This window comes from Paraburkholderia hiiakae, assembly GCF_904848665.1.
In the GTDB taxonomy this organism is placed as follows: domain Bacteria; phylum Pseudomonadota; class Gammaproteobacteria; order Burkholderiales; family Burkholderiaceae; genus Paraburkholderia; species Paraburkholderia hiiakae.
Genome location: NZ_CAJHCQ010000012.1, coordinates 150,171 through 175,511 on the forward strand (window position 1 = coordinate 150,171; position 25,341 = coordinate 175,511).

The following is a 25,341-nucleotide window of genomic DNA, read 5'->3' on the forward strand; positions in this document are numbered from 1 at the left end:
CATCATGGACAGCGCGGAATCAGGCAAGCCACAAGCGAACAGGCCGCGCGCGTCACGCGGCGGCCTTTTTTACGCTTACCTGACGCCTTGCTTACTCAGCGACCGGCTTGCCGCTCGCGTCCTTTACCTTCTCCTTCCACTGCGACTTGATTTCGCTCACGACCGACGGCGGCAGCGAGATGTAGTCGAGGCTGTCAGCAGCCGGCGTGCCATTCTTGAAGGCCCAGTCGAAGAACTTGAGCGTTTCCTTGCCCTGGTCCGGCTTGTCCTGCGCGGTGTGAAGCAGCACGAAGGTCGCGCCGACGACCGGCCATGCGTCCTTGCCCGGCTCGTTCGTGAGGATCTGGTAGAACGACTTCTTCCAGTCCGCGCCAGCGGCGGCTGCCTTGAACGTGTCGGTATCCGGCTGAACAACAGCGCCCGACTCGTTCTTCATGGCAGTGTAGACCATGTGATTTTGCTTGGCGTACGCCCACTCGACGTAGCCGATCGCGCCCGGCAGACGCTGCACGAAGGCCGCGACGCCGTCGTTGCCCTTGCCGCCCGTACCCGTCGGCCATGCCACGGTCGTGCCTTCGCCGACCTTGCTCTTCCAGTCGGGGTTGACCTTCGAGAGGTAGTTCGTCCAGATGAAGCTGGTGCCCGAACCATCGGCGCGGCGGACCACGGCGATGTCGAGGTCAGGCAGCTTGACCTTCGGGTTCAGCGCGACGATGGCCGGATCATTCCACTTCTTGATCTTGCCGAGGTAGATGTCGCCGAGCACCGGGCCCGACAGCGTGAGTTCGCCGGCCTTGACGCCCGGCACGTTGATCGCCGGCACGACGCCGCCGACCACCGTCGGGAACTGGAACAGGCCTTCCTTGGCCAGATCTTCGTCCTTCAGCGGAGCGTCCGAGCCCGCGAAGTCAACGGTCTTGGCCTGAATCTGCTTGATGCCGCCCGACGAGCCAATGCCCTGGTAATTCACCTTGCCGCCGCCCGACTTTTGATAGGCATCCGCCCATTTCGTATAGATCGGTGCTGCGAAGGTGCTACCCGCGCCAGTGATGTCAGCAGCCTGCGCTGCGATCGCGAAGAGCGCGCCAGCAACGCCAGCGAGCGCGGTTTGCATCAATTTCATGAGACCTCCAGTGTGTGAGCGGATGAACGACACCGCGAAGCTTAGGGGGTCTCTGTGACAGTACTGTGACGATTCATGAAGCGAACGTGACAGTACGATTACTGGCTGAAAGGCGCGCGGATATGCGTATTGGGCGATTTGCGAGGCGCGATCGCGACATGCCCAGCAAGGGCGGCGGTGGCTGGAAAGCCCGCCAGACGGGCGCTCGGATGATGCCCCGGAGTCCGGTAAAAAAATTCGAGGAATTCCTCGAAAGTGGTTTGCAAACCGTTACGTGAATGTTTTAAATATTTGCCCGATTCTGTTTCGAAGCCGAAATAATCGCAGAAAAAGATGCGCATAAAACGATGAACACGGCGACACGTTGTTCCCTCGTGCTCATCGTTTTGGCGCTGGCGCAATTCAGCGGCCGGCGATCACGCGATCGAACGCTTGACCACGTTGGCGATCGCCTCGGCGTAATGCACCGTGTCGCGCTCCTCGCGGGCCTCGACCATGACGCGTAGCACCGGCTCTGTGCCCGACGCGCGGATCAGCACACGCCCTTTGCCCTTCAATTCCGCCTCGGCGGAAGCGATCGACTGCTGGATCTCGGCGTTGCCTTTCCAGTCGGCGCCTTGCGCGATGTGCACGTTGATGAGCTTCTGCGGAAACAGCTTCACGCCGTCGAGCAGTTGCGCGATCGTCTTGCCGCTGCGTTTCATCGCCGCGAGCACGAGCAGCGCCGAAACGATGCCGTCACCGGTCGTGTGCCGGTCGAGCGAAAGAATGTGACCCGAGCCTTCGGCGCCGAGCTGCCAGCCGCGCTCGCGCAGTTGCTCCAGGACGTAGCGGTCACCCACGTTCGCGCGCACCAGCTGCACGCCAAGACCTTCGAGCGCCTGCTCGATCGCGAGATTGGTCATAAGCGTGCCCACCGCGCCTTCCACCTTGCCATCGGTCGCGATGCGGTCCTTTACGAGCACGTAGAGCAGTTCGTCGCCGTTGTAAAGGCGGCCTTGTGCGTCCACCACCTGGAGACGATCGGCGTCGCCGTCCAGCGCGATGCCGAGGTCGGCGTGATTCGCGCGCACGGCGCGCACAAGCGCGTCGGGCGCGGTCGCGCCCACGCCGTCGTTGATGTTGAAGCCGTTCGGCGACACGCCGATCGGAATCACGTCCGCGCCCAGTTCGTGGAACACGTGCGGCGCGATGTCATAACCCGCACCGTTGGCGCAGTCGATCACGAGCTTCAAGCCGCGCAGGTTGAACGCCTGCGGGAACGTGCCCTTGCAGAACTCGATGTAGCGTCCGCCCGCATCGTGCAGGCGGCGTGCGCGGCCTAGCTGCTCGGACGGCGCGCAGTCGAGCGGCTGCTCGAGCTGTTCCTCGATTTGCGTCTCCACTTCGTCGGGGAGCTTGTTGCCGTCCGCGGAGAAAAACTTGATGCCGTTGTCGTAGTAAGGATTATGCGACGCACTGATCACGACGCCCGCGGCGAGCCGCAGCGCGCGCGTGAGATAGGCGATGCCGGGCGTCGTCATCGGGCCAGCCAGCATCACGTCGATGCCGGCAGCCGAAAGCCCCGCTTCCAGGGAAGCTTCGAGCATATAGCCCGAGATACGCGTGTCCTTGCCGATCAGCACGGACGGACGCGGCCCGGATCCCGTCGCCGAACCCGCGAGCACCTTGCCTGCCGCGTAGCCTAGCCGAAGCACGAAATCGGGCGTGATCGGCGCCTCGCCGACCTTGCCACGCACCCCATCAGTTCCGAAATAACGACGTCCCATCTTTCTATCCCTCGGTTTGGTCCTGCTTTGTCCTGTATTTTCGCCACCCGTGCGTCTGCGCTTCTCGCGTTGGAAAGCGCTCGCCAGGCGATCGCTTAGCCTCGCGCGGACTGTGCGACGCCTGCCATCGCGTCGCGCGTCGCCGCCCAGACCTTGAGTGCGTCCACGGTGGGCGCGACGTCATGCACGCGAATGATCGCCGCCCCGCGCTCTGCCGCGCACACCGCCGCTGCCAGGCTCGCCGCCACGCGTTCGGGCGCGGGCCGCTTCACGAGCGCGCCGAGCATCGACTTGCGCGACATGCCAGCGAGGATCGGATACGGCGCGACGCCGGTCGCAACCTCGGGCGTCGTTTCAGACAGGTGCGCGAGCAGCGCGTAATTGTGCTCCACCGTCTTGCCGAAGCCGAAGCCCGGATCCACGCTGATGCGCGCCTTCGCGACGCCCGCCGCTTCCAGTTCGGCACAACGCTGGGCGAGAAACTCGCGCACATCGCGCACGACGTCCACGTAGTCGGGCTCACCCACCTGCATGGTCTGCGGCTCGCCGAGCATGTGCATCACACACAGCCCGCAGTCGCTGCCGCGCACGGCGTCGATCGCACCAGGCATCCGGAAACCCCAGATGTCATTGATCAGGTCGGCGCCTGCCGCGAGCGCCGCGCGCATGACTTCGGGCTTGTACGTGTCAATCGAAAGCGGCACGTTCGCGCCCTTGAGCTTTTCCACAAGTGGAATCACGCGCTCGAGTTCTTCGTCGAGCGGCACGGGCGGCGCGCCCGGCCGAGTCGATTCACCGCCAATGTCGATGATATCGACGCCGTCGAGCATCATCTGCTCCGCGCGGCGCAACGCGTCGCCAAAAGCGATATAGCGGCCGCCGTCGGAAAACGAGTCGGGCGTGGTGTTGAGGATGCCCATGACGAGCGGACGCTCGAAAGTCAGCGTGAAGCGGCCGCACGCGAGCGGTTCAGGTAGGAGACTACCCTGCGAGGAGATGTTGGGCACGTCAAGAAACGTCAGATGTGTAACGAGATGCGGCGGCACACAGGCGCGCCAGAAATGCAAAACGGGCCGATGTGAGCATCACACCGGCCCGCAACTTTACTCGATAAGGATCACGCCGGTGCAGTGGCGCTGCCGGGCTTGACCTCGGTACCCGTGCTGCCGCCCGAGGACGCGTCGCCCGTAGACGGCGTGCTCTTCGGCGAACGCGGCGGACGGCCGGCCATGATGTCGTTGATCTGATCGGCGTCGATCGTTTCCCACTCCATGAGTGCCGCGGTCATGGCTTCGACCTTGTCGCGGTTCTCGTCGAGCAGGCGCTTCGCGAGGTTGTACTGCTCGTCGAGCACGCGGCGGATCTCCGCGTCGACCTTCTGCTGCGTCGCTTCCGAAATCGTACGCGTGAAGCCCTTGCCGAACGGGCTGCCGTCGCTGTCGTCGTCGGCGTAGACCATCGGTCCGAGCGCGTCGGTCATGCCGAAACGCGTGACCATGGCGCGGGCCGTTTGCGTCGCCTTGTTGAAGTCGTCCGAGGCGCCCGTGCTGATCAGGTTCATGAACAGCTCTTCCGCCACGCGGCCGCCGAACAGGATGGCCAGACGATCCAGCAGATAGTCCTTCGAATACGTTTCGTTGTCGTGCTCGGGCAACTGCCACGTCACGCCCAGCGCACGGCCGCGCGGAATGATCGTGACCTTGTGCACCGGGTCCGCCTTCGGCAGCAGCTTCGCGACGACCGCGTGGCCCGACTCGTGGTACGCCGTGGCGCGCTTCGCTTCTTCGCGGATCACGGCCGACTTGCGCTCCGGACCCATGAAGATCTTGTCCTTCGCGTCTTCGAAATCCTGCATTTCAACGATGCGCTTGCCGCGGCGTGCCGCGAAGAGCGCTGCTTCGTTCACGAGGTTCGCGAGGTCGGCGCCCGAAAAGCCCGGCGTGCCACGCGCGATAACGGCTGCATCCACGTCGTTGGCGATCGGCACCTTGCGCAGGTGCACCTTCATGATCTGCTCGCGGCCGCGAATATCCGGCAAACCCACATACACCTGGCGGTCGAAACGGCCCGGACGCAGCAGCGCCTTGTCGAGCACGTCAGACCGGTTGGTCGCCGCGATCACGATGACGCCCGAGTTCGCCTCGAAGCCGTCCATCTCGACCAGCATCTGGTTCAGCGTCTGCTCGCGTTCGTCGTTGCCACCGCCCATGCCGGCGCCACGATGGCGGCCGACCGCGTCGATTTCGTCGATGAACACGATACACGGCGCGTGCTTCTTCGCCTGCTCGAACATGTCGCGCACACGGGCGGCGCCCACGCCGACGAACATTTCCACGAAGTCCGAACCCGAGATGCTGAAGAACGGCACCTTCGCTTCGCCGGCAATGGCGCGCGCAAGCAGCGTCTTACCCGTCCCCGGAGGGCCGACGAGCAGCACGCCGCGCGGAATGCGTCCACCCAGCTTCTGGAATTTTTGCGGATCGCGCAGGAAGTCGACGAGCTCGGACACTTCTTCCTTCGCCTCGTCGCAGCCCGCGACGTCGGAGAAGTTGACTGCGTTGTTGTTCTCGTCGATCAAGCGGGCGCGCGATTTACCAAAGGAGAACGCCCCGCCTTTGCCACCCCCTTGCATCTGTCTCATCATGTAGAACCAGAACACGATGATGAGGATGGTAGGCCCGAGGTAGTACAGCGCGGAAACGAGCGCGTTCGGCTCTTCGTCTGCCTTGCCGCTCACCTGCACACCATATTTCATCAGGTCGCCGACCATCCAGATGTCACCCGGGGAAACGATCTGGTATTTCTGGCCATCCGCCGGAGTGACCGTGAGGTTCCGCCCCTGCACCACGACAGTCTTGACCTTGCCGTTCTTCGCGTCGTCCATGAACTGCGAATAGGAAACGCCTTCCTGGACACGGGGCTTGTCGAACTGCTTGAACACCGTAAACAGCACCAGTGCGATTACCAGCCACACTGCTGCCTTCGAAAACATGTTGTTGTTCAAAGCACCACTCCTTCACTCATAGATGGGCGCCTACATTTGCCTTGCGACACCACCAAAGCATTCTAATCCAGTACACCGACCCCTGCCATAACGTTTCGCTACAGCAGGAATAGCCCGAGCGCCTTGTCCTGTCCGCCTCTTGCACCCATTTCGCGGCCAGTTCGCGCCTTTTGCACGGCAATCATGCCCCGTTTAACCGGGACGCTTCAGATGTTTACCCAATATAAACGTTTCGGACGATTTATCGCGCGAAGCCTTCGGTTTGCGCGCCGCCACGACCTTGAACTGCTGCTTGAACTTCTCGACGATCTGGCTGTAACCGCTGCCGTGGAAACATTTGACTAAAAGGGCGCCATCGGGTTTCAGATGATTCTGCGAAAACTCGAGCGCGAGATCGCACACGTGTTCGATACGCGCCGCGTCAGCCGACGCGACCCCCGAAAGATTGGGCGCCATGTCCGAAATTACAAGATCGACTGGGCGCCCACCCACCAATTCTTCCAGTTGCGCGAGCACGTCGTCCTCGCGGAAGTCGCCCTGCAGGAACTGCACGTCGGAGATGGGTTCCATGGGCAGGAGGTCGACCGCGATGATCGTGCCGTCGATACCGCCTGGCCGTTCGTCGTCGCGCTTCGTGCCTTGCGCAAGCTTGTTGCGCGCGTACTGGCTCCAGCTGCCGGGCGCGGCGCCCAGGTCCACGATCACCATGCCAGGGCGGATCAGCTTGTCCTGCTCGTCGATTTCCTTGAGCTTGTACGCGGCCCGAGCGCGATAGCCCTCCCGCTGCGCCATTTTCACGTACGGGTCGTTGATATGGTCGTGCAGCCACGACTGATTGAAGCGATTTTTTGCCATTAAAGATGAACTCTTGCTGCGTGATTCCGCGCTTTTAGCGGATAATACGCGTTTTATTCGTGCGGCCGTCGCGGCCCGCTTGGCCGGATGTTCTTTTCTCCGCCGGCGTTTTTGCCCGCGCCCTGCCGTTCCCCACGGTTTTCCGTTGTTCCGACGCGCTTTGCCCGCTGGCGGCCCGCTACTCGCGGATCGCACTCACGTCTGCCCAGGTTGTGAATTCATGCCTGTCGACTCGCGCGGCGCCGTCATTTTAGTCGAGTCTGCCACATCCCATGCCCGCCCTCACTCTTTCCGCCGAACAGCGCTCCGAGCTGCGCTCCCAGGCTCACGCGCTCAAACCGGTCGTACTCATCGGCGCCGAGGGACTGACCGACGCCGTGCTCAAGGAAATCAAGGTTCACCTCGCCGCGCACCAACTCATCAAGGTGCGCGTGTTCGGTGACGAGCGCGAAGAGCGTCTCGCGGTCTACGAAGAGATCTGCGACCGCCTGAGCGCCGCCCCGATCCAGCACATCGGCAAGCTGCTCGTCATCTACAAGCCTGAGGAAGCCAAGGCGAACGCCACGACCGCGCGCGCCGGCGCCCGCGGCACTGTGTCGCGCCCGTCGGCCGACGTACCGAGCGTTCGAGAAGCGGGCAAGCGTGGCGCCGCTCCGCGCACCGTCAAGGTCGTCAAGGCCAGCGACAACCCCATGCGCAAGCCGAAGTCGCAAAAAGTGACGGTCAAGGGTAACGAACGCGTCACGCAAGGCGGCAACATCAAGCGCGCCAAGAAGCGCCAAACCAGCTCCAAGCGCCCCCACCAGGGTTCGAAGTAAAAAAGCGCGGCCTTCGAGCCGCGCTTTTTTGTCTGCGCCAGCGGCTGGGGCGCTCACTTACTACGCGGTGGCTCCGAGACGCTGCGGCAGCGTGCCACGCGCCGAAGGCAGCAGCCAGACGAGCCACGCACCCAGCAGGCTCTGCACGAGGTAGAACAGGCTCGACACGCCGTGCAGCAAGCCAAAGCGGCTCGCATACGGCGAACTGGCCACATCCATGCCCGCGCTCATGGCCTGAACGCGCAACGCGTTCATGAACGGCTGCAGCGCGAAATAGCCGATCAGCACACATAGCAGCATGGCAGCCAGAATCCACCGCAACCGGCGATAGCCCGGCGCGCCGCGGCGCGCGAGCACGTTTGACAGCCCGAGCAGCAGCACGCCACACACCACGCCGATCATGCCTTCAAGACGAAAGAGCTGCGCGGCAAGCCCGCCGGCCACCACCCTTTCGAGGGACGCGAACAAAACGGGCGCGACCGCATAGCCGATGGTCAGCTGGCTACCGACCCACAACATGGCCAACAGCCCGAAGATCCGGTGTGGAACGAGCGAAACGGGAGCGGCGTAACCCGCCTGACTTGCGGTACTCACGTCGATGTGCCCTCAGACGTAGCGAACCTCGATGACCTCGTACTCGCGCACGCCGCTCGGGGCCTGCACTGCGGCGACGTCGCCTTCGGACTTGCCGATCAGCGCGCGCGCGATGGGCGAACTGACCGAGATCAGGCCGTGCTCGAGGTCGGCTTCGTCGTCACCGACGATCTGGTAGGTCACCGTCTTGCCCGAATCGAGGTCTTCGAGATCCACGGTCGAGCCGAACACCACGCGGCCGTCCGCTTCGAGCGTAGCCGGGTCGATGATCTGCGCAGCCGCCAGCTTCGACTCGATCTCGGCAATGCGGCCTTCAATGAAGCCCTGCTTTTCCTTTGCGGCGTCGTATTCCGCGTTTTCCGACAAATCGCCTTGCGCGCGCGCTTCCGCGATCGAATTGATGACCGCCGGACGCTCGACGGATTTCAGGCGCTGCAGCTCTCCGCGAAGTTGGTCTGCGCCGCGCTTGGTCAAGGGAATCGTGCTCATAAACAACTCGTATGGCCGGTTAGGCCCTCAATGAGGCCGCGGCACGCGCGCTGCTCGCGCACGTTGCGGCCATAAAAAAAATTCCGCGGTTAAGTGCATCCTGCGAGGGCGGCCGCGCGGTCCGGCGCAGCCTGAAAACCCTGTTAGGACGCCGCTTAACCGCGGCACATTCAGCTTTTTTAGCCTGCCTCGTTGAGTGTTAGACAGACAATTGAAGCCTTAGTTTAGGCGAGCATGGAGGCCTTGTAAATCATAGACTTCCAGGTTCTTCAGGTAGCGCAGCCCCTCGACGGCCGCGCGTGCGCCCGACATCGTCGTGTAATAGGTGACCTTGTTGGCCTGCGCGCTCATGCGAATCGAACGCGAATCGGCGATCGCCGAGCGGGTTTCGTCGACGGTCGTGAAGACGAGCGAAATCTCGCCGTTCTTGATCATGTCGACGATGTGCGGACGGCCGTCCTTCACCTTGTTCACAACCTTCACCGGCACGCCGGCCGCCTCGATCGCGGCAGCCGTGCCACGCGTGGCGACGAGTCCGTAGCCAAGGTCGTGCAGCATGCGCGCGACTTCCACGGCCTTGGGTTTGTCAGCGTCCATCACGGTGATGAAGACGGTACCCGACTCCGGCAGGCGCGAGCCCGCTGCGAGTTGCGACTTGAAGAGCGCCTCGCCGAAAGTCTTGCCCACGCCCATCACTTCGCCCGTGGAACGCATTTCCGGTCCGAGCACCGGGTCGACGGTCGGGAACTTGACGAACGGGAACACCGCTTCCTTCACGCTGAAGTACGGCGGCACAACTTCCTTCGTCACGCCCTGATCCACCAGCTTCTGTCCGACCATCGCACGCGCCGCGATCTTCGCGAGCGGCAGGCTGGTCGCCTTCGAGACATACGGCACCGTACGCGAGGCGCGCGGATTCACTTCCAGCACGTAGATGATGTCCTTCTTCGAACCGTCATCCTGCGGGACTTGCTGGATCGCGAACTGCACGTTCATCAGGCCGATCACGTTCAGCGCCTTGGCCATCGCGGCGGTTTGACGCTTGAGCTCGTCAACCGTTTCCTGCGACAGCGAATACGGCGGCAGCGAGCAAGCCGAATCGCCCGAATGCACGCCAGCCTGTTCGATGTGCTCCATCACACCGCCGATGAACACGTCGGTACCATCGGAGATGCAGTCCACGTCGCATTCGATCGCGTCGTTCAGGAAGCGGTCGAGCAGCACCGGCGAATCGTTCGACACCTTCACGGCCTCGCGCATATAGCGCTCGAGGTCGCGCGGCTCGTGGACGATTTCCATCGCGCGGCCGCCCAGCACGTACGACGGACGCACGACGAGCGGGTAACCGATTTCGTCGGCGAGCTTGAGCGCTTCGTCTTCGGCGCGCGCGGTGCGGTTCGGCGGCTGACGCAGGTTCAGGTCCTGCAGCAGCTTCTGGAAACGCTCGCGGTCTTCGGCTGCGTCGATCATGTCAGGCGACGTGCCGACGATGGGCACGCCGTTCGCCTCGAGATCGAGCGCGAGCTTCAGCGGCGTCTGCCCGCCGTACTGCACGATCACGCCAACCGGCTTTTCGAGGTCCACGACTTCGAGCACGTCTTCGAGCGTGAGCGGCTCGAAGTACAGGCGGTCGGACGTGTCGTAGTCGGTCGACACCGTTTCCGGGTTGCAGTTGACCATGATCGTTTCGTAGCCGTCTTCGCGCATGGCGAGCGCGGCGTGCACGCAGCAGTAGTCGAACTCGATACCCTGACCGATCCGGTTCGGGCCGCCGCCCAGCACCATGATCTTCTTGTTGTTTGTCGGGTTGGCCTCGCACTCTTCCTCGTAGGTCGAGTACATGTAGGCGGTCTTGGTGGCGAACTCGGCCGCGCAGGTGTCCACGCGCTTGTACACCGGGCGCACGTTCAGCTCGATACGGCGGCGGCGCACGTCGGTCGCGTTGCTGCCGAGCAGCTTCGCGAGACGACGATCCGAGAAACCGCTTTGCTTGAGGTAACGCAGCTCGTCCTTCGTGAGGCTCGCGAGCGTGCGGCCACGGGCGGCCTCTTCCTTCTTGACGATCTCTTCGATCTGCGCGAGGAACCAAGGGTCGATCGCGGTTTCTTCGAAGATCTCTTCGCGCGTCATGCCCACGCGGAACGCGTCGCCCACGAACCAGATGCGGTCCGGGCCAGCTTCGCCGATCTCGCGGATGATCTCGTCGCGGCTCGTGGTCTTTTCGTCCAGACCGTCGACGCCGACTTCAAGACCGCGCAGCGCCTTCTGGAACGACTCCTGGAACGTGCGGCCGATGGCCATCACTTCGCCCACCGACTTCATCTGCGTGGTGAGGCGCGGGTCGGCTTCGCGGAACTTCTCGAACGCGAAACGCGGAATCTTCGTCACGACGTAGTCGATGGTCGGCTCAAACGATGCCGGCGTCTGACCGCCCGTGATTTCGTTCTTCAACTCATCGAGCGTGTAGCCCACTGCCAGCTTCGCCGCGACCTTGGCGATCGGGAAACCCGTAGCCTTCGAGGCGAGCGCCGACGAACGCGAGACGCGCGGGTTCATTTCGATCACGATCATGCGGCCCGTGCGCGGGTCGATCGAGAACTGGACGTTCGAGCCGCCCGTGTCCACGCCAATCTCGCGCAGCACAGCCAGCGAGGCGTCGCGCAGGATCTGATATTCCTTGTCCGTGAGCGTCTGCGCCGGCGCGACCGTGATCGAGTCGCCGGTGTGGATGCCCATCGGGTCGAGGTTTTCGATCGAGCAGACGATGATGCAGTTGTCCGCCTTGTCGCGGACCACTTCCATCTCGTATTCCTTCCAGCCGAGCAGCGATTCTTCGATCAGCAGTTCGCGCGTAGGCGACAGATCGAGACCGCGCTTGCAGATCTCTTCGAATTCTTCGCGGTTGTACGCGATGCCGCCGCCCGAGCCGCCGAGCGTGAACGACGGACGGATCACGACCGGGTAGCCGCCACTGCCGGTGGCTTCGGCGATTTCGCCTTGCACCTTGAGCGCCTCTTCCATCGAGTGCGCGACGCCCGACTTCGCCGAACCCAGACCGATCTTGGTCATCGCGTCCTTGAACTTCTGGCGGTCTTCGGCCTTGTCGATGGCTTCCGGCGAAGCGCCGATCAACTCGACGTTGTACTTCTTCAGCACGCCATGGTGATGCAGGTCGAGCGCGCAGTTCAGCGCGGTCTGGCCGCCCATCGTCGGCAGGATCGCGTCGGGGCGCTCCTTCTCGATGATGCGCTCCACCACTTCCCACGTGATCGGCTCGATGTAGGTGACGTCGGCCGTGTTCGGGTCGGTCATGATCGTCGCCGGATTGCTGTTGACGAGGATGACCTTGTAGCCTTCTTCACGCAGCGCCTTGCATGCCTGCGCGCCCGAATAGTCGAACTCGCACGCCTGGCCGATGATGATCGGACCCGCGCCGATGATGAGAATGCTCTTGATGTCTGTCCGCTTGGGCATAACGCTCTCGCTAAATATTCCTGTGTCTTTTGCGTCTGGCGGCTGACTTCTTGCCGCCCGGGTGCGCGCGTGGGCCGTGTCTGCAAACTACGTCAAACCGGCTCGCTGCGCACCCTGCTCTGCTCTTTCGCTTCAACTCTGCGCGGCGCTTACGCCTTTGCCTTGTCCATCAGCGCCGTGAAGCGGTCGAACAGATAGCCGATGTCCTGCGGGCCCGGCGATGCTTCCGGGTGCCCCTGGAAGCAGAACGCGGGCTTGTCGGTCAACTCAAACCCTTGCAGCGTGCCGTCGAACAGCGACACGTGCGTGACGCGCGCGTTCGCGGGCAGCGTGGCGGCGTCCACCGCGAAGCCGTGGTTCTGCGACGTGATGACAACGCGGCCGTCGGCAAGATCCTTGACCGGGTGGTTCGCGCCGTGGTGGCCCGTCTTCATCTTCAGAGTCTTCGCGCCCACGGCGAGACCCATGATCTGGTGACCGAGGCAGATGCCGAACGTCGGGATGCCGCGCTCGATGAAGGCTTGCGTCGCCTTGATCGCGTAGTCGCAGGGTTCCGGATCGCCGGGGCCGTTCGAGAGGAACACGCCGTCCGGGTTCAGTGCGAATGCGTCTTCAGCTGTTGATTGCGCCGGCAGCACCGTGACGTCGCAGCCGCGTTCGGCCAGCATGCGCAGGATGTTCTGCTTCACACCGTAGTCGAACGCCACGACCTTGTACTTAGGCGCCGACTGCGTGCGGTACCCTTCGCCCAGGCGCCATTCCGTGGTGTTCCACTGATACGGCTTTTCGGTCGACACGACCTTGGCGAGGTCCATGCCCGCGAGGCCCGGAAACGAGCGCGCGAGTTCGATGGCCTTCGCTTCGTCGTCGGAACCAGCGAGGATCGCGCCGTTCTGCGCGCCCTTGTCGCGCAGGATACGCGTGAGCTTGCGCGTATCGATGCCGGCGATGGCGACCACGCCTTCGTCCTTCAGATACTGACCGAGCGTGCGCTCCATGCGGAAATTCGAGGCGAGCGCGGGCAGGTCGCGGATGATCAGACCGGCGGCATGGACTTTCGTGGCTTCGACGTCTTCGGCATTGACGCCGACGTTGCCGATATGCGGATACGTGAGGGTGACGATCTGGCGAGCGTAGCTCGGGTCGGTCAGGATTTCCTGATAACCGGTGATGGCCGTGTTGAACACGACTTCACCGATTGTATGACCCGGCGCGCCGATCGAGTAACCACGAAAGACCGTGCCGTCGGCGAGCGCGAGCAGAGCGGGAGAGAATGACGGCAACACGGGAGACTCCTTGGGGGAGCACCCTGTGCCGACCTGTTATCCGACGTTGCGATCTTGCGACCTGAGAGCGGCTGCGGCGTCGGCATCCTTTTCCGTGAAGGTCAGGATGCGCGCGCGGCGCACTCGCTACGCGACGTCTTCGTGCGGTCGGCCGTTGTGGCGCCGGGCCACGAGCGCGCGTTTGCGACGCAGGATCGGGCGGCAGCCGGCCAGTTGACGATGAAGCGCGGGCGGCGGATGAACGGATGGGAAGAGGTAGGCGCTAGGGTGCGGGTTGATAAGCTCAAACCTTGAAATTATAGCGCGAAAGTCACCTTTCCTTCAAATTCCAGGATGACGCTGGCGACGGGGAGCGTGCTCGCAGCCCGGTGCGCGGCCCTTTCAACTATAGCGGGCGCGGGCGTGGCGGCAAGCGCCGCCCGCTCGAAATCGCGTCGCCAGTTTTTGGCACCTACCAACGAAAACGCCGCCACCTGGCGGGGTGACGGCGTCAAACACAACAAAAACGGAAAAGTGATCGGAGCGAAATACCATGCGCTGCCCCCGCAACGCATGTTTGAGCACCCTTCGCCAGCCGCTATTTTGTCTGGTGCTTCTGCGCGTGGGTTTCGGCCTTCGGGCGGCTTGCCGCACCCTTCGACGCCTTGCTGGGCGCAGCGCTGACCGTCCTGGCCTTGACCGGTTCGGAAACCTTCACGACCTCGGTGTGCGCGCGACCGTGCTTCTTATCGTATCGCGACTTCGACCCGGTGTCTGCAACGCGGGTGCCAATTCGCTGCACGCCACCGCCAGAAACGTTCGTTGCCAGACGTTCTGGCCCCGGTTCGCTCGGCATTGCCTTGTTGACCGGCACGTGCAACACCAGCACCTGGCCCGGCGCGACGTAGTCGCGATGAGTCTTGTTCCACGCCTTCAACTGACCGAGCGAGACGCCATAGCGGCTCGCCACCGTTTCCATCGACTGCTTGCGGCGCACGCGGATCAGCATCTTGCGCGTGTCGGGCACATCCGGCTCCATGGCCAGCACGGCGCTTTCCGCCACGTCGGCGCTGATGTCCTCGTCGTCGCCATCGTCGGTGCGTGGCACCACGAGCGTCGAGCCCGCCTTCAGGCGCATGCCTGCAGGAATCTTGTTCACCGACATCAGCGTGTCGGCGTCCACGCCGATCTTCTGCGCGATCGCGGCCGGTGTGGTGCGCGAGTCTGTCGTGTAGACGGTCCAGGAGGAAAGCTGGCCGGAATACGCCTTCAAATTGCGCTCAAATGCGCTCGCGTTGTCGAACGGCAGCAGGATCTGCGGGTCGGTCGCGCCGAGAATCACAGGCTTCTTGAACGACGGATTGAGCGAGCGGAACTCGTCGGTCGTCATGTTCGCGAGCTTGGCGGCGACGTCCACGTCGATGTCGTGCGAGGTCGTGACCGTGACGAAATACGGGTGGTTCGGAATGGACGGCAGCGTAAGCCCGTACTGCTGCGGGTTCATCACGATGTTCTTGACCGCCTGCAGCTTCGGCACGTAGTTACGCGTTTCGTTGGGCATGCGCAGGCTTTGGTAGTCGGTGGGCAAACCCGCCGCCTCGTTGCGCGCGATCGCACGCTGCACGTTCCCCTCGCCCCAGTTGTAAGCGGCAAGCGCGAGATACCAGTCGCCGAACATGTCGTGCAGGCGCGAGAGGTAGTCGAGCGCGGCGCTGGTCGAGGCCAGCACGTCGCGGCGCTCGTCCTGCCACATGTTCTGCTTGAGGTTATAGGTGCGGCCCGTGCCCGGCACGAATTGCCACATGCCGGCAGCCTTCGCGACCGACAGCGCCTGCGGGTTATACGCGGATTCGATGAACGGCAGCAGCGCGAGCTCGGTGGGCATGTGGCGCGCCTCGAGCTCTTCGACGATGTGATAGAGGTACTTCTGCGAACGCTCGGTCATGCGCGCCACGTAGTCGGGCCGCTGGGCGTACCAGTTGGCGTTCATGTCGACGAGGTCGCTCTGCAGGTCGGGCATCTGGAAGCCGCGACGAATGCGCGCCCAGAGGTCGGCGTCGGGACTCGTGAGCTGATCGACGGAGCCTTGATCGACGTTAATGGTTTCCTTCGCAGCGGAGGTCTTACGAATGAGGTCGGCGTTGGCCTGGGCGTTGGCTGGTGCTAGAGAACTCGCAGACGGTCCCCCACTCGCACAGGCGGCGAGCATGAGGACCAGCAGCGCACTGATTATGAATCGCATGAAAATCTACATCCGCATGGCTGGAATTTGCAGCCGATAGTACGGAACGTGTCGGTTTCCGTCAATCGGAATTATTGGAAAAAAATCCATGAAATCCGCAGCTTGGGCGTGATTCCATACGATTGGGTTGAGCATGCCCCCTGACCGCGGTGGGTCAGCGGAACCGATTCTTCCATTCACGCATCATCGCGAAAGCAGCCAGCCGGTCCGGCACCGATTCGTGCAACGCCTCGGTGAGCGCGGCTTGCACCGCCGCATCGCTCGCGCGCAGGAACGGATTGACGGCGCGCTCGTGCGCGATCGTCGTAGGCAGCGTCGGCACGCCGCGCTCGCGCAGCGCCGCCGCCTCGCGGCTCCATTCACGCAGATCGGCGTTTTCGGGATCGCAGGCGAGCGCGAACCGAATGTTCGACAACGTATATTCGTGTGCGCAGTGCACGTGAGTATTGCCGGGCAGCGCCGCGAGCGCGTCGAGCGAGTCGAGCATCTGCGCGGGCGTACCCTCGAAGAGGCGGCCGCAGCCGCAGGCAAAGAGCGTGTCGCCGCAGAACACGTGCGGCGTGCCGTTGGCATCTGACGCCTGGAAATAGGCGATGTGGCCGCGCGTGTGGCCTGGCACGTCGATCACCGTAAAGTCGAGCGCGGGGGCTTCCAGATGGACGGCGTCTCCACCCTTCACGCGTGTGACGAGCGGGTCGAGCGGGCCAAGCGCCTCGCCCGCTGGGCCGTACACGGGCAAATGAGCAGGCACGCGGGCGTCGGAGAGCAGGTCCGCCACACCGCCGACGTGGTCGTTGTGGTGATGGGTGAGTAAAATAGCGGCGAGCCGCCAGCCGCGTTTCGCGAGGTACGCGCGAACCGGCGCGGCGTCGCCCGGATCGACGGCAACGGCATTCTGGCCGTCCGAGACGACCCAGATGTAATTGTCTTCAAAAGCCGGAACCGGTACGTACTCGTAGGCGCACGCATCGCTCGGACGCGCGTACTCAAGCGGACTCTTCATGGGGCGACGTATTCTTCGACATGTCTGACCGATTGATTATAGACTGGCCCGCCTGGACCGCCTCGCCCGCTGGCAGGTATGTGCTCGGCTGGGAGCAGGAGCAACTCGACCGCGTGGTATCGAACGTATTCGGCTACCATGCGCTGCAGCTCGGCTTGCCGCAACTCGACGCCCTGCGCGAGAACCGCATGTCGTGCCGCGGCCTCGTGCTCGACGCCGCCAGTGCGGCAAGCGCCCCCTACTCCGCACCCGGTGCATCGGCGCATCCGCATCCGAACGGGGGGCAGACGATGCCCGGCGCGGGCGGCGCAACGCAAGACCGCAGCCCGGCTGCGGGCGAAACTTCGTTGCTACACGCGCCCGCCGGCCGCAGCACTGTATGGTGCGACTATCTCGATCTGCCGTTCGAGGCGCAGAGCGTCGACCTCATCGTGATGCCGCACACGCTCGAATTCACGAGCGACCCGCACCGCCTGCTGCGCGAAGCCGAACGCGTGCTGATGCCCGAAGGGCAATTGCTGATCGTCGGTTTCAACTCGCTTTCGCTGTGGGGCGCGCGCCAGTCGGTCGGCAAGCTGACCGGCCATCCGTTCCTGCCCGCGCGCCAGGACCTGATCGCCTTCACACGCCTGAAAGACTGGATCAAGCTGCTTGGCTTCGAGCTTGAACGCGGGCGCTTCGGCTGCTATCGTCCGCCGCTCGCGACGGATCAGTGGCTCGGCCGCTACGGCTTCATGGAAGCCGCGGGCGACCGCTGGTGGCCGATTTTCGGCGCTATCTATATGGTGACGGCGATCAAGCGCGTGCGCGGCATGCGCCTCGTCGGGCCACGGAAGGTCAAGAAGCCGGTGCTGGCCGCGAGCCTTAAGCCTGCGGCCACCACCCCTTCCCCAACACGCAACAAGGACACATGAGCACACCCGACTTCGTCGAAATCTTCACCGACGGCGCCTGCAAGGGCAACCCGGGCCCCGGTGGCTGGGGCGCACTGCTGCGCTTCGGCGCGCAGGAAAAGGAACTGTTCGGCGGCGAGGCCGGCACGACCAACAACCGTATGGAGTTGATGGGCGTGATCGCAGCACTCGAAGCGCTCAAGCGTCCGTGCAAGGTGATCGTGCACACCGACTCGCAGTATGTGCAGAAGGGCATCAGCGAGTGGATTCACGGCTGGAAGAAGAAGAACTGGATGACGGCCGCCAAAACGCCGGTCAAGAACGACGACCTTTGGAAACGCCTGGACTCGCTCGTCGGCCAGCACGAGATCGAGTGGCGCTGGGTGAAGGGTCACGCCGGCCACCCGGAGAACGAGCGCGCCGACGCGCTCGCGAACCGCGGCGTCGCCACGCTCGCCGGACACTGAGACCGCTTTCTGAGACCGCCTCGCGCGGCTGACCCACGCTTTCACGCTTTACAAGACATGCGCCAGATCATTCTCGATACCGAAACCACCGGCCTGAACGCCCGCACGGGCGACCGCATCATCGAAATCGGCTGCGTCGAGCTGGTGAACCGCCGGCTCACCGGCAACAACCTGCACTTCTATGTGAACCCGGAGCGTGACAGCGACCCGGGCGCACTCGCCGTGCACGGTCTCACGACCGAATTCCTCTCCGACAAGCCAAAGTTTGCCGAAGTCGCGGACGAGATCCTCGACTTCATTCGCGACGCGGACATCATCATCCACAACGCGCCGTTCGACATCGGCTTTCTCGACGCCGAGCTCGCGCAGCTCGGCAAGCCGGGGTTCAAGGAGCATTGCGGCGAGGTGATCGACACGCTTGTGCAGGCCAAGCAGATTTTCCCCGGCAAGCGCAATTCGCTCGACGCCCTGTGCGATCGCTTCGGCATCAGCAACGCGCACCGTACGCTGCACGGCGCGCTGCTCGACTCGGAACTGCTCGCCGAGGTCTATCTCGCGATGACGCGTGGCCAGGAAAGCCTCGTCATCGACATGCTGGGCGAGCATGCCGCGCCCGGTGCGGCCGCTGCGCCGCGCGTGCAGCTCGAGTCGATCGATCTGCCGGTGATCATGGCGAGCGACGAAGAAGTCGCCGAACACAACGGCGTCCTCGATGGTCTCGACAAGGCAATCAAAGGGACGTCGGTTTGGCGCACCGAACCCGCCCCCGCCGAAGCAAATTTGGCCGATGCGCAAAATGCTTAAAAAAGGGCTTTACAAGATCGGAAACGCCCTGCATAATCTCAATCTCTTCGGGTGGTTAGCTCAGCGGTAGAGCACTGCCTTCACACGGCAGGGGTCACTGGTTCGATCCCAGTACTACCCACCAGAATTCCTGGTGTTGGTAACGACAAACACCGAAGAATAAAAGGCCTCGTTGCGAAAGCAACGAGGCCTTTTGCTTTGGGCTTCCGCTTTGCGCGAGACAAAACGACATTGAACACTCCACTCGCGCGCCCCACTGAGGAATTCCCTGCCCTACCCGGTTGGGGGGGTCACCCAGGGTGGCCTGACTCCTAAGGTAACGCCAGACACAGGCAACGCCGAAGCGCGAATCAGATTCGGAAAGCGCGCGCGGACAAGGAGACATCATGAAAGCAATGGGCGTCACGGCTCCCCCCTCCCATCCCGAATTCGCGGCATCCCCGTACTGAACCAACCCACAGCACCGGCCGCTGCGCGTACAAGCCTTCGCCAGTCCGGTCGCGCCCTGGCGTTGCCCCTATCAGCCGGCGCCAGCCGATACAACGAGATTGCCCATGCTCAGCTCAACTTCCTGGCAGCCAAAGTCCGCCTGGACCAACACGGCCCTCCTCACCGGACTCTCCACGATCAACTTTCTCGACAAGATCGTCCTGGGCATGGTCGCCGTGCCGCTCATGACCGAGATGCATCTCTCGCCGGCGCAATTCGGCTTTGTCGCCGGCAGCTTTTTCTGGCTCTTCTCAACTTCGACCGTGCTCGTCGGTTTCCTCTCGAATCGTGTCCCGACGCGCTGGATCCTGCTCGCCATGGGCGCAAGCTGGGCGCTGTTGCAGATACCCCAGGCGTTCACCACGAGCGCGTTCGCGCTGCTGCTCTGTCGCGTGATTCTCGGCGCGGCGGAGGGCCCCTCGTTTCCGGTCTCCGTCCACTCGCTCTTCAAGTGGTTCCCGGACCACAAACGCAGTCTCCCCGTGGCCGTCATCAATCAGGGCGCGGTCGGCGGCATGGTGCTCGCCGGGCTCGTGATTCCCGCGATCACGCAGCGCTGGGGCTGGCGCACGAACTTCTTCGTGCTAGCCGTGGTGGGCGCGCTCTGGTGCGCGCTGTGGCTGGCCTTTGGCCGCGAAGGCACGCTCGACGTCGTGCGGCGCAAGCAGCGCGAACCGGCCGCTGCCAGCACCGTGGCCGCGCCGCTGCCCTATCGCAGAATCCTCACGGACGCGTCCGTTCTCTCGGTCTTTCTGCTCGGCTTCGTGGCCTACTGGCTGCTTGGCCAGACCATCACGTGGTTGCCCACCTATCTCGAGAAGGGACTCGGTTTCGGCAGCATCGCGTCGGGACGCCTCTTCGCACTCGTCATCGCACTCGCGGCGCCAGTCAATATCGGCCTGAGCGCGCTTTCGCAACGCATGCTCCGGCACGGCGCGACCTCGCGCGAAGCCCGCGTACGGCTCATGTGCGCTGTCATGATCGCGGGCGCACTCCTCTTCTTCGCTTTAGCGACGATCGACCTGACGCCCATGCAAAAGGTGCTCTGCTATGCCGTTGCCGCCGCGCTGCCTACTTTCTGCTTGACGCTCGCCCCCACCATGCTCGCCGAAATGGTGCCGCTCGCCCAGCGCGGCTCGGTCATCGCGATCAATACCGCGGTGGCGAGCCTCGGCGCGGCGATCGGGCCAGCTCTCGTCGGCCGGCTCGTCCAGTCGTATGCCGCGACGGGCGCGCACGCCTACGAAGTCGCCATCGCAGTGACGGCGACGCTGCTGGTCGCCGCCGCGCTCGTGGCGCTGCGCTGGCTGCACCCCGAACGTTCGCTGCGCGCAGCTGGCAAGGACACGGCGCCACTCACGGCCTGAAAGAATACGTCACGCGTTAAGTTCGAACCGTAATGCGTGAGCCGCTAACGGCCGCGCACGACGACTGCAGATACCTATCGTCAATGGAGAATCACATGCAAGCAACCGTTAGCGAACCTAACGAGTTTCAGGCCAGCGCAGCCGACACCGAAAGCTGGCCTTTCACGCTCATGCGGCATACACCGACCATCGGCGCCGAGATCGGCGGCATCGACTTGCGCGAGCCACTCGGCGACGCCACCTGCAGGGCCCTGCGCCGCGCGCTGCTCAAGTACAAGGTGCTGTTCTTCCGCGACCAGGACATCACGCCCGCGCAGCACGTGGCCATCGCGCGCCGCTTTGGCGAACTGGAAGTCCACCCCACGTTTCCGCATCACCCGGATCACCCCGAACTCGTCATTCTTGGGCGCAACGATTCGAAGCGCGGGCGCGAGAATCTCTACCACTCCGACGTGTCATGGCGCGAAATACCTTCGATGGGGTCGATGCTGCGCTGTGTGGCGTGCCCCGAGGTGGGCGGCGACACCATGTGGATCAACATGGTCGCAGCCTACGAGGGCCTGCCAGAAGACGTCAAGACACGCATTGCGAATCTCACGGCCGTCCACGATTTCCTGCCGTTGTTCGGGATTGTCATTCCAGAAGATCAGCATGCCGAAATGAGAAAGCGCTTTCCGCCTGCCACGCATCCCGTGGTGCGCACGCACCCGGAAACGGGTGAAAAGATTCTCTATGTCAACGAGGCGTTCACCACACATCTGGCGAACCACGGTCACAAAACCGCGGACCAGTACCGCGTGGGCTTCGACTTCAAGCTCGCCGAAATGGAACTGCTGCAGTTGCTGTTCCGGCAGGCCCAGGTGCCCGAGTATCAGGTGCGGCTCAAGTGGCGCCCGAACACGATCGCCTTCTGGGACAACCGGTCGTGCCAGCACTACGCCATTCAGGACTACTACCCCGCCGTGCGGCACATGATGCGCGCGACCATCATCGGCGATCGGCCGGCTTGAGCTCGTACTCACGCGACCTGGGAAATGCATCATGAAAACATTGAACCGCTTCTATATCGACGGACAGTGGGTCGAGCCGGCGCAGCAAGGCGCGCGCGCTCGCTCATTCGATATCGTCGATCCCGCCAGCGAAGAGCGCATCGGCACGCTCGCCATGGGCAATGACGAGGACGCCGACCGCGCTATCGCCGCCGCGCGCGCCGCCTTTCCCGCGTGGTCGGAGACGAGCCGCGAAACGCGGATCGCCCTGCTCGAGCGCATCGCCGCAATCTATCAGCGTCGCCTGCCCGAAATCGCCGAAGCCGTGCGCCAGGAAATCGGCGCACCGGTCTCGCTGTGCAATGCGTTGCAGGCACCGATTGGCCTCGCGCACCTGCACGCAACCATCGATGTCCTGCGCGACTTCCCGTTCGAAACGACGAACGGCAAGAGCTATGTGCGGCGCGAGGCGATCGGCGTCGCCGCCCTCATCACACCATGGAACTGGCCGCTGAACCAGATCACGGCCAAGGTCGCCCCCGCGCTCGCCGCGGGCTGCACGGTCGTGCTCAAGCCTTCGGAAATCGCGCCGCTCGATGCGATGATCTTCGCCGAGATTCTCCACGAGGCCGGTGCGCCCGCGGGCGTCTTCAACATGGTGTTCGGCGAGGGCCGCACCGTGGGCGCGCGGCTCGCCTCGCATCCGCAGGTGGACATGGTTTCCATCACGGGTTCGACGCGCGCGGGCGTGGAAGTGGCGATCGGCGCCGCGCCCACGGTCAAGCGCGTCACGCAGGAGCTAGGCGGCAAGTCCGCCCTGCTCGTCCTCGACGACGCCGATCTGGCGTCCGCCGTGGCGAGCGGCGTCGCGCAGTGCATGGTGAATTCCGGTCAGACCTGCATCGCGCCCACCCGCATGCTGGTGCCGCGCGCACGCTACGACGAAGCGGTCACCATCGCGGCGGCGGCCGCGAATGCGTTGACGGTCGGCGATCCGGCTGACCCGGCCACGCGCATGGGCCCCATCTCGAACCGCGCCCAGTACGACAAAGTGCAGCGCATGATCGAGACGGGCATCGCAGAAGGCGCGCACGTGGCGGCGGGCGGCCCGGGCCGCCCGTCCGGGCTCTCGCGCGGCTTCTACGCGCGGCCCACGATCTTCGCCGGCGTACACAACGACATGGCGATCGCACGCGAGGAAATCTTCGGCCCCGTGCTCGCGATGATTCCCTACGACGATGAAGAAGACGCCATCCGGATCGCGAACGACAGCCCCTACGGGCTTGCGGGCTATATCGCGACGAGCGATCCGCAGCGTGCGCGCAAGGTGGCGGCGCGACTGCGCGTAGGTTCGGTGCGCATCAACGGCGCGATGCTCGATGTGACCGTGCCGTTCGGCGGCTACAAGACCTCCGGCAATGGCCGCGAGTACGGCGCCGAAGGGCTGGCCGAGTTCCTGGAGTGCAAGTCGGTGACGATGTAAGCCTTAAAGAGAAACGGGACCGTTCACGGTCCCGCTCTTCCCGCACATGCTGGATCGAAGCCTTAGAACGTCGAAAGCGTCAGCGTGTTCTCCACCGTGGTCACGCCAGCCACGCCCTGGACGATCCGCGTCGCCTGATCGATCTGCGCCTGCTCCGGCACCCATCCCTCCAGCTTCACCGCCCCATTGCTCGCGCGCACGGTAATGCCGCCCGCGCGTAGTCCCTTCGCTTTCGCGAGCGCGTTCAGCACGCGCCGGCGCAGCGAGCGGTCGGCTGCCTTCTGCGAAGTCGGCGTTGCGCTGGTGGCTGAAGAAGAAGCTGCCGCGGCGGGAGCAGCGGGCGCGGAAGACGCCGCTCCGCTGTCCTGCGCATGAGCCTGCAAAGAGGCAGCAAAAAAAGCAGCAAAAAGCGTGGCCACGGCTAGCGCGCGGCCGTTGCGAATGACATCCATCCTGGTCCCTCCTCGTTGATTGCGAATTGCGGCCGCGCCGAAGCGCGGCGTTGCCTTGTCAGAAGCGATGCGTCATACCGAGCACCGCGAGCACCTGTTTCGTATCTGCGCTCGTGACCGCAACGCCTGGCCAGCTCATCGTCGCGGTGCCGTTGTTCTTCAGGTAGCCCGCGCGCATATAAAGCGACGTGCGCTTGGAAAGACTGTGGTCGTATCCGATCTGCACGCCCGGCGTGTTGTCGTGCGCGCCGCGCACGTTGCGCTCGATCCCGGCGATCTCGACCGTGTCGGCCGGCGAGGCCTGAATCGTCGCGCCGAACTCCATGACGCTCGACGACTTGCCCGCGCCGAGCAAGGCCGCGAACGAGTGCGCCGGCGCGTCGTGCGGTTTGTTGTACGAATAATTGAACTGCAGGTTGACGATGCCAATGCGGTAGCCAAGCGCGCCCGTGTAGTGCTCGGTGCCGAGCAAGTTGAGCGGGCCGGGCAACCCGGCGATCGTCTCCGTGCCGGGATGCTGATACTGGTAGGCGATGCCCGCGTAGAGCCCATAGGCCGAATACGAGAGACCAAGATCGAGGAAGTTGCCTGAAGTCTGCGGCACCGGTTGGGTGATGGTGGCCGAGAAGGCGTACATCGCGTACAGCTGCAGGCCCGCGAGATTCGGCGATTTGTAGAGGACCGAATTGCTCGTGCGGCCCGTGACAGACTGACTGGCGAGCGTATTGCGATCGACCGCGAGCACGGCGGCGGAAAGCGGCGAAAGCACTTCGTTGCCGCGAAACGGATCGGTCGGATAGACGACCCAGAAGGTCGGCTGATACTGACGCCCGAACGTGAGCGAGCCGTATTTGTCGTGCGTGAGTCCCACCCACGCCTGGCGGTAAAAGAGCGTGGTGGTATCCGCGAACAGACCGCCGTTGTTGATGTTGTATCCGGTCTCGACATCGAACGCGGCCTTCAACCCGCTGCCGAGATCTTCGTTACCCTTCAGGCCAAACATCGACCCGGTGTTCCCGCCGCTTCGCAGCGAATACGAATGATTGCCACCGTTATCCAGATATTGCACGAACGTATCGGCCACACCGTACAACGTCACGCTCGACTGCGCCGCGGCGCTACCCGCCACCACTGCCAGCGTTGCTCCGCAAATTCCCTTGCTGATAAAACGCATGCACGTCTCCTCATTATGATTGCCGCGTGCAACATGCGCGGCGAATGTGTAACCCGTTCGGCACCGCGAGCCACATGCGGCGCAGTTTTGCAGGGACATTCAGGGGGGCAACTACCCAAACGGAGTGGGGACGGGAATACCCCGAGCGGCAAGTGCTTCGCGGTTCATGACGCGAGGTGGCTGGAAACTGGCCACCCGCGCGGGGTGGGGACACCGCGCCGTGCGCCAGGCATCATCGCGATATCGCGCCTGTCGTTGCTCTGGCGCATTCAGGAGCGCAATCGCATGTCTCAAAATGCCACTGCAAGCGCGCCGCGCAAGGTGGCGCACGTGCGCCAGATCGTCTGCCCCGGGTACGCGCGCGAAGACGACCTCTACGCCATCGAAGCCCGCGTGACGGACACGAAAGGCCGTGACTCGGCCTTCCTGTTCAAGGACGTGGCAACTCGCGGCGCGATTCACGACATGTGGCTCCGGTCGATGCGAACCTCCTGATCCGTGCCGATGTCTAGCCGCTCTCGCCTGCACGTAACGCACCCCGTTGCGCTGCGACAAAACAGCACGGTTCGCCGGTCGCGCTCGCCCGC

The 25,341-nt window shown here is 63.7% G+C and carries 22 protein-coding genes and 1 tRNA gene; 9 read left to right on the forward strand and 14 right to left on the reverse strand.

Annotation, left to right across the window (positions count from 1 at the left end):
• Positions 1–91: 91 nt before the first annotated feature.
• From pstS to JMY28_RS22680, 6 genes are all read right to left on the reverse strand, one after another.
• On the reverse strand, positions 92–1,123 hold the full coding sequence (gene pstS / locus JMY28_RS22655; RefSeq protein ID WP_201698149.1) for a phosphate ABC transporter substrate-binding protein PstS: 1,032 nt from the start codon (positions 1,121–1,123) through the stop codon (positions 92–94).
• Between the two features lie 98 nt (positions 1,124–1,221).
• Positions 1,222–1,464, reverse strand: a complete 243-nt coding sequence (locus tag JMY28_RS22660; protein ID WP_201698150.1) for a hypothetical protein — start codon at positions 1,462–1,464, stop codon at positions 1,222–1,224.
• A 75-nt stretch (positions 1,465–1,539) separates the two neighbouring features.
• Entirely contained in the window at positions 1,540–2,892 is a 1,353-nt protein-coding gene (gene glmM, locus JMY28_RS22665) for a phosphoglucosamine mutase (protein WP_201698151.1), read from the reverse strand.
• A gap of 95 nt (positions 2,893–2,987) precedes the next feature.
• On the reverse strand, positions 2,988–3,812 hold the full coding sequence (gene folP / locus JMY28_RS22670; RefSeq protein ID WP_201698247.1) for a dihydropteroate synthase: 825 nt from the start codon (positions 3,810–3,812) through the stop codon (positions 2,988–2,990).
• Positions 3,813–4,009: 197 nt separating this feature from the next.
• Positions 4,010–5,896, reverse strand: a complete 1,887-nt coding sequence (gene ftsH / locus JMY28_RS22675) for an ATP-dependent zinc metalloprotease FtsH (RefSeq protein ID WP_201698152.1) — start codon at positions 5,894–5,896, stop codon at positions 4,010–4,012.
• 192 nt (positions 5,897–6,088) lie between these two features.
• Positions 6,089–6,751 carry an RlmE family RNA methyltransferase gene (locus tag JMY28_RS22680; protein WP_201698153.1) on the reverse strand — a complete coding sequence of 221 codons (663 nt, stop codon included), beginning with the start codon at positions 6,749–6,751 and terminating at the stop codon, positions 6,089–6,091.
• A gap of 272 nt (positions 6,752–7,023) precedes the next feature.
• Here JMY28_RS22680 and JMY28_RS22685 point away from each other — a divergent pair, with 272 nt between their 5' ends.
• Positions 7,024–7,569: a YhbY family RNA-binding protein gene (locus tag JMY28_RS22685; RefSeq protein ID WP_201698154.1), complete on the forward strand. Its 546-nt coding sequence runs from the start codon at positions 7,024–7,026 to the stop codon at positions 7,567–7,569.
• A 60-nt stretch (positions 7,570–7,629) separates the two neighbouring features.
• Here the strand turns inward: JMY28_RS22685 and JMY28_RS22690 are convergent, their stop codons facing one another.
• The 6 genes from JMY28_RS22690 to gloB form a co-directional block, all read right to left on the reverse strand.
• Positions 7,630–8,088, reverse strand: a complete 459-nt coding sequence (locus JMY28_RS22690) for a DUF4149 domain-containing protein (protein WP_201698248.1) — start codon at positions 8,086–8,088, stop codon at positions 7,630–7,632.
• An 87-nt stretch (positions 8,089–8,175) separates the two neighbouring features.
• Positions 8,176–8,652: a transcription elongation factor GreA gene (gene greA / locus JMY28_RS22695; protein WP_201698155.1), complete on the reverse strand. Its 477-nt coding sequence runs from the start codon at positions 8,650–8,652 to the stop codon at positions 8,176–8,178.
• Between the two features lie 219 nt (positions 8,653–8,871).
• Entirely contained in the window at positions 8,872–12,126 is a 3,255-nt protein-coding gene (gene carB / locus JMY28_RS22700) for a carbamoyl-phosphate synthase large subunit (RefSeq protein WP_201698156.1), read from the reverse strand.
• Between the two features lie 149 nt (positions 12,127–12,275).
• The gene (gene carA / locus JMY28_RS22705; protein ID WP_201698157.1) at positions 12,276–13,412 is read right to left on the reverse strand and encodes a glutamine-hydrolyzing carbamoyl-phosphate synthase small subunit; all 1,137 of its coding nucleotides are present in this window, start codon (positions 13,410–13,412) and stop codon (positions 12,276–12,278) included.
• A 577-nt stretch (positions 13,413–13,989) separates the two neighbouring features.
• Positions 13,990–15,633, reverse strand: coding sequence for a transglycosylase SLT domain-containing protein (locus JMY28_RS22710; protein ID WP_201698158.1), 1,644 nt, complete (start codon positions 15,631–15,633; stop codon positions 13,990–13,992).
• 154 nt (positions 15,634–15,787) lie between these two features.
• On the reverse strand, positions 15,788–16,636 hold the full coding sequence (gene gloB, locus JMY28_RS22715) for a hydroxyacylglutathione hydrolase (protein ID WP_201698159.1): 849 nt from the start codon (positions 16,634–16,636) through the stop codon (positions 15,788–15,790).
• Positions 16,637–16,656: 20 nt separating this feature from the next.
• On the opposite strand from gloB, the gene JMY28_RS22720 reads away from it, so the two are divergent.
• The 7 genes from JMY28_RS22720 to JMY28_RS22750 all read left to right on the forward strand — a co-directional run bounded on the left by JMY28_RS22720 (position 16,657) and on the right by JMY28_RS22750 (position 23,128).
• Positions 16,657–17,550, forward strand: coding sequence for a class I SAM-dependent methyltransferase (locus JMY28_RS22720; RefSeq protein ID WP_201698160.1), 894 nt, complete (start codon positions 16,657–16,659; stop codon positions 17,548–17,550).
• Entirely contained in the window at positions 17,547–17,996 is a 450-nt protein-coding gene (gene rnhA / locus JMY28_RS22725) for a ribonuclease HI (protein ID WP_201698161.1), read from the forward strand. The genes JMY28_RS22720 and rnhA overlap by 4 nt, the downstream gene beginning before the upstream one ends.
• A 57-nt stretch (positions 17,997–18,053) precedes the next feature.
• A complete protein-coding gene (dnaQ, locus tag JMY28_RS22730) occupies positions 18,054–18,800 on the forward strand; it encodes a DNA polymerase III subunit epsilon (protein ID WP_201698162.1) in 747 nt (248 codons plus the stop codon).
• Positions 18,801–18,849: 49 nt separating this feature from the next.
• Positions 18,850–18,924: transfer RNA gene (locus tag JMY28_RS22735), tRNA-Val, on the forward strand.
• A 430-nt stretch (positions 18,925–19,354) separates the two neighbouring features.
• Positions 19,355–20,656: an MFS transporter gene (locus tag JMY28_RS22740; protein WP_201698163.1), complete on the forward strand. Its 1,302-nt coding sequence runs from the start codon at positions 19,355–19,357 to the stop codon at positions 20,654–20,656.
• A 95-nt stretch (positions 20,657–20,751) separates the two neighbouring features.
• Positions 20,752–21,666: a TauD/TfdA dioxygenase family protein gene (locus JMY28_RS22745; protein WP_201698164.1), complete on the forward strand. Its 915-nt coding sequence runs from the start codon at positions 20,752–20,754 to the stop codon at positions 21,664–21,666.
• Between the two features lie 31 nt (positions 21,667–21,697).
• Entirely contained in the window at positions 21,698–23,128 is a 1,431-nt protein-coding gene (locus JMY28_RS22750) for an aldehyde dehydrogenase family protein (RefSeq protein WP_201698165.1), read from the forward strand.
• Positions 23,129–23,190: 62 nt separating this feature from the next.
• Here the strand turns inward: JMY28_RS22750 and JMY28_RS22755 are convergent, their stop codons facing one another.
• Positions 23,191–23,580, reverse strand: coding sequence for a BON domain-containing protein (locus tag JMY28_RS22755; RefSeq protein WP_201698166.1), 390 nt, complete (start codon positions 23,578–23,580; stop codon positions 23,191–23,193).
• A 58-nt stretch (positions 23,581–23,638) separates the two neighbouring features.
• Positions 23,639–24,754: a porin gene (locus tag JMY28_RS22760; protein WP_201698167.1), complete on the reverse strand. Its 1,116-nt coding sequence runs from the start codon at positions 24,752–24,754 to the stop codon at positions 23,639–23,641.
• A gap of 285 nt (positions 24,755–25,039) precedes the next feature.
• On the opposite strand from JMY28_RS22760, the gene JMY28_RS22765 reads away from it, so the two are divergent.
• Positions 25,040–25,249, forward strand: a complete 210-nt coding sequence (locus JMY28_RS22765) for a DUF2889 domain-containing protein (RefSeq protein ID WP_201698168.1) — start codon at positions 25,040–25,042, stop codon at positions 25,247–25,249.
• The last annotated feature ends 92 nt before the right edge of the window (positions 25,250–25,341 follow it).

Coding starts and splice junctions, on each gene's coding strand:
- pstS (WP_201698149.1), bottom strand. CDS start 1,123: ATGAAATTGATGCAAACCGCGCTCGCTGGCGTTGCTGGCGCGCTCTTC.
- JMY28_RS22660 (WP_201698150.1), bottom strand. CDS start 1,464: ATGCGCATCTTTTTCTGCGATTATTTCGGCTTCGAAACAGAATCGGGC.
- glmM (WP_201698151.1), bottom strand. CDS start 2,892: ATGGGACGTCGTTATTTCGGAACTGATGGGGTGCGTGGCAAGGTCGGC.
- folP (WP_201698247.1), bottom strand. CDS start 3,812: ATGGGCATCCTCAACACCACGCCCGACTCGTTTTCCGACGGCGGCCGC.
- JMY28_RS22680 (WP_201698153.1), bottom strand. CDS start 6,751: ATGGCAAAAAATCGCTTCAATCAGTCGTGGCTGCACGACCATATCAAC.
- JMY28_RS22685 (WP_201698154.1), top strand. CDS start 7,024: ATGCCCGCCCTCACTCTTTCCGCCGAACAGCGCTCCGAGCTGCGCTCC.
- JMY28_RS22690 (WP_201698248.1), bottom strand. CDS start 8,088: ATGTTGTGGGTCGGTAGCCAGCTGACCATCGGCTATGCGGTCGCGCCC.
- greA (WP_201698155.1), bottom strand. CDS start 8,652: ATGAGCACGATTCCCTTGACCAAGCGCGGCGCAGACCAACTTCGCGGA.
- carB (WP_201698156.1), bottom strand. CDS start 12,126: ATGCCCAAGCGGACAGACATCAAGAGCATTCTCATCATCGGCGCGGGT.
- JMY28_RS22710 (WP_201698158.1), bottom strand. CDS start 15,633: ATGCGATTCATAATCAGTGCGCTGCTGGTCCTCATGCTCGCCGCCTGT.
- gloB (WP_201698159.1), bottom strand. CDS start 16,636: ATGAAGAGTCCGCTTGAGTACGCGCGTCCGAGCGATGCGTGCGCCTAC.
- JMY28_RS22720 (WP_201698160.1), top strand. CDS start 16,657: ATGTCTGACCGATTGATTATAGACTGGCCCGCCTGGACCGCCTCGCCC.
- rnhA (WP_201698161.1), top strand. CDS start 17,547: ATGAGCACACCCGACTTCGTCGAAATCTTCACCGACGGCGCCTGCAAG.
- dnaQ (WP_201698162.1), top strand. CDS start 18,054: ATGCGCCAGATCATTCTCGATACCGAAACCACCGGCCTGAACGCCCGC.
- JMY28_RS22740 (WP_201698163.1), top strand. CDS start 19,355: ATGCTCAGCTCAACTTCCTGGCAGCCAAAGTCCGCCTGGACCAACACG.
- JMY28_RS22745 (WP_201698164.1), top strand. CDS start 20,752: ATGCAAGCAACCGTTAGCGAACCTAACGAGTTTCAGGCCAGCGCAGCC.
- JMY28_RS22750 (WP_201698165.1), top strand. CDS start 21,698: ATGAAAACATTGAACCGCTTCTATATCGACGGACAGTGGGTCGAGCCG.
- JMY28_RS22755 (WP_201698166.1), bottom strand. CDS start 23,580: ATGGATGTCATTCGCAACGGCCGCGCGCTAGCCGTGGCCACGCTTTTT.
- JMY28_RS22760 (WP_201698167.1), bottom strand. CDS start 24,754: ATGCGTTTTATCAGCAAGGGAATTTGCGGAGCAACGCTGGCAGTGGTG.
- JMY28_RS22765 (WP_201698168.1), top strand. CDS start 25,040: ATGTCTCAAAATGCCACTGCAAGCGCGCCGCGCAAGGTGGCGCACGTG.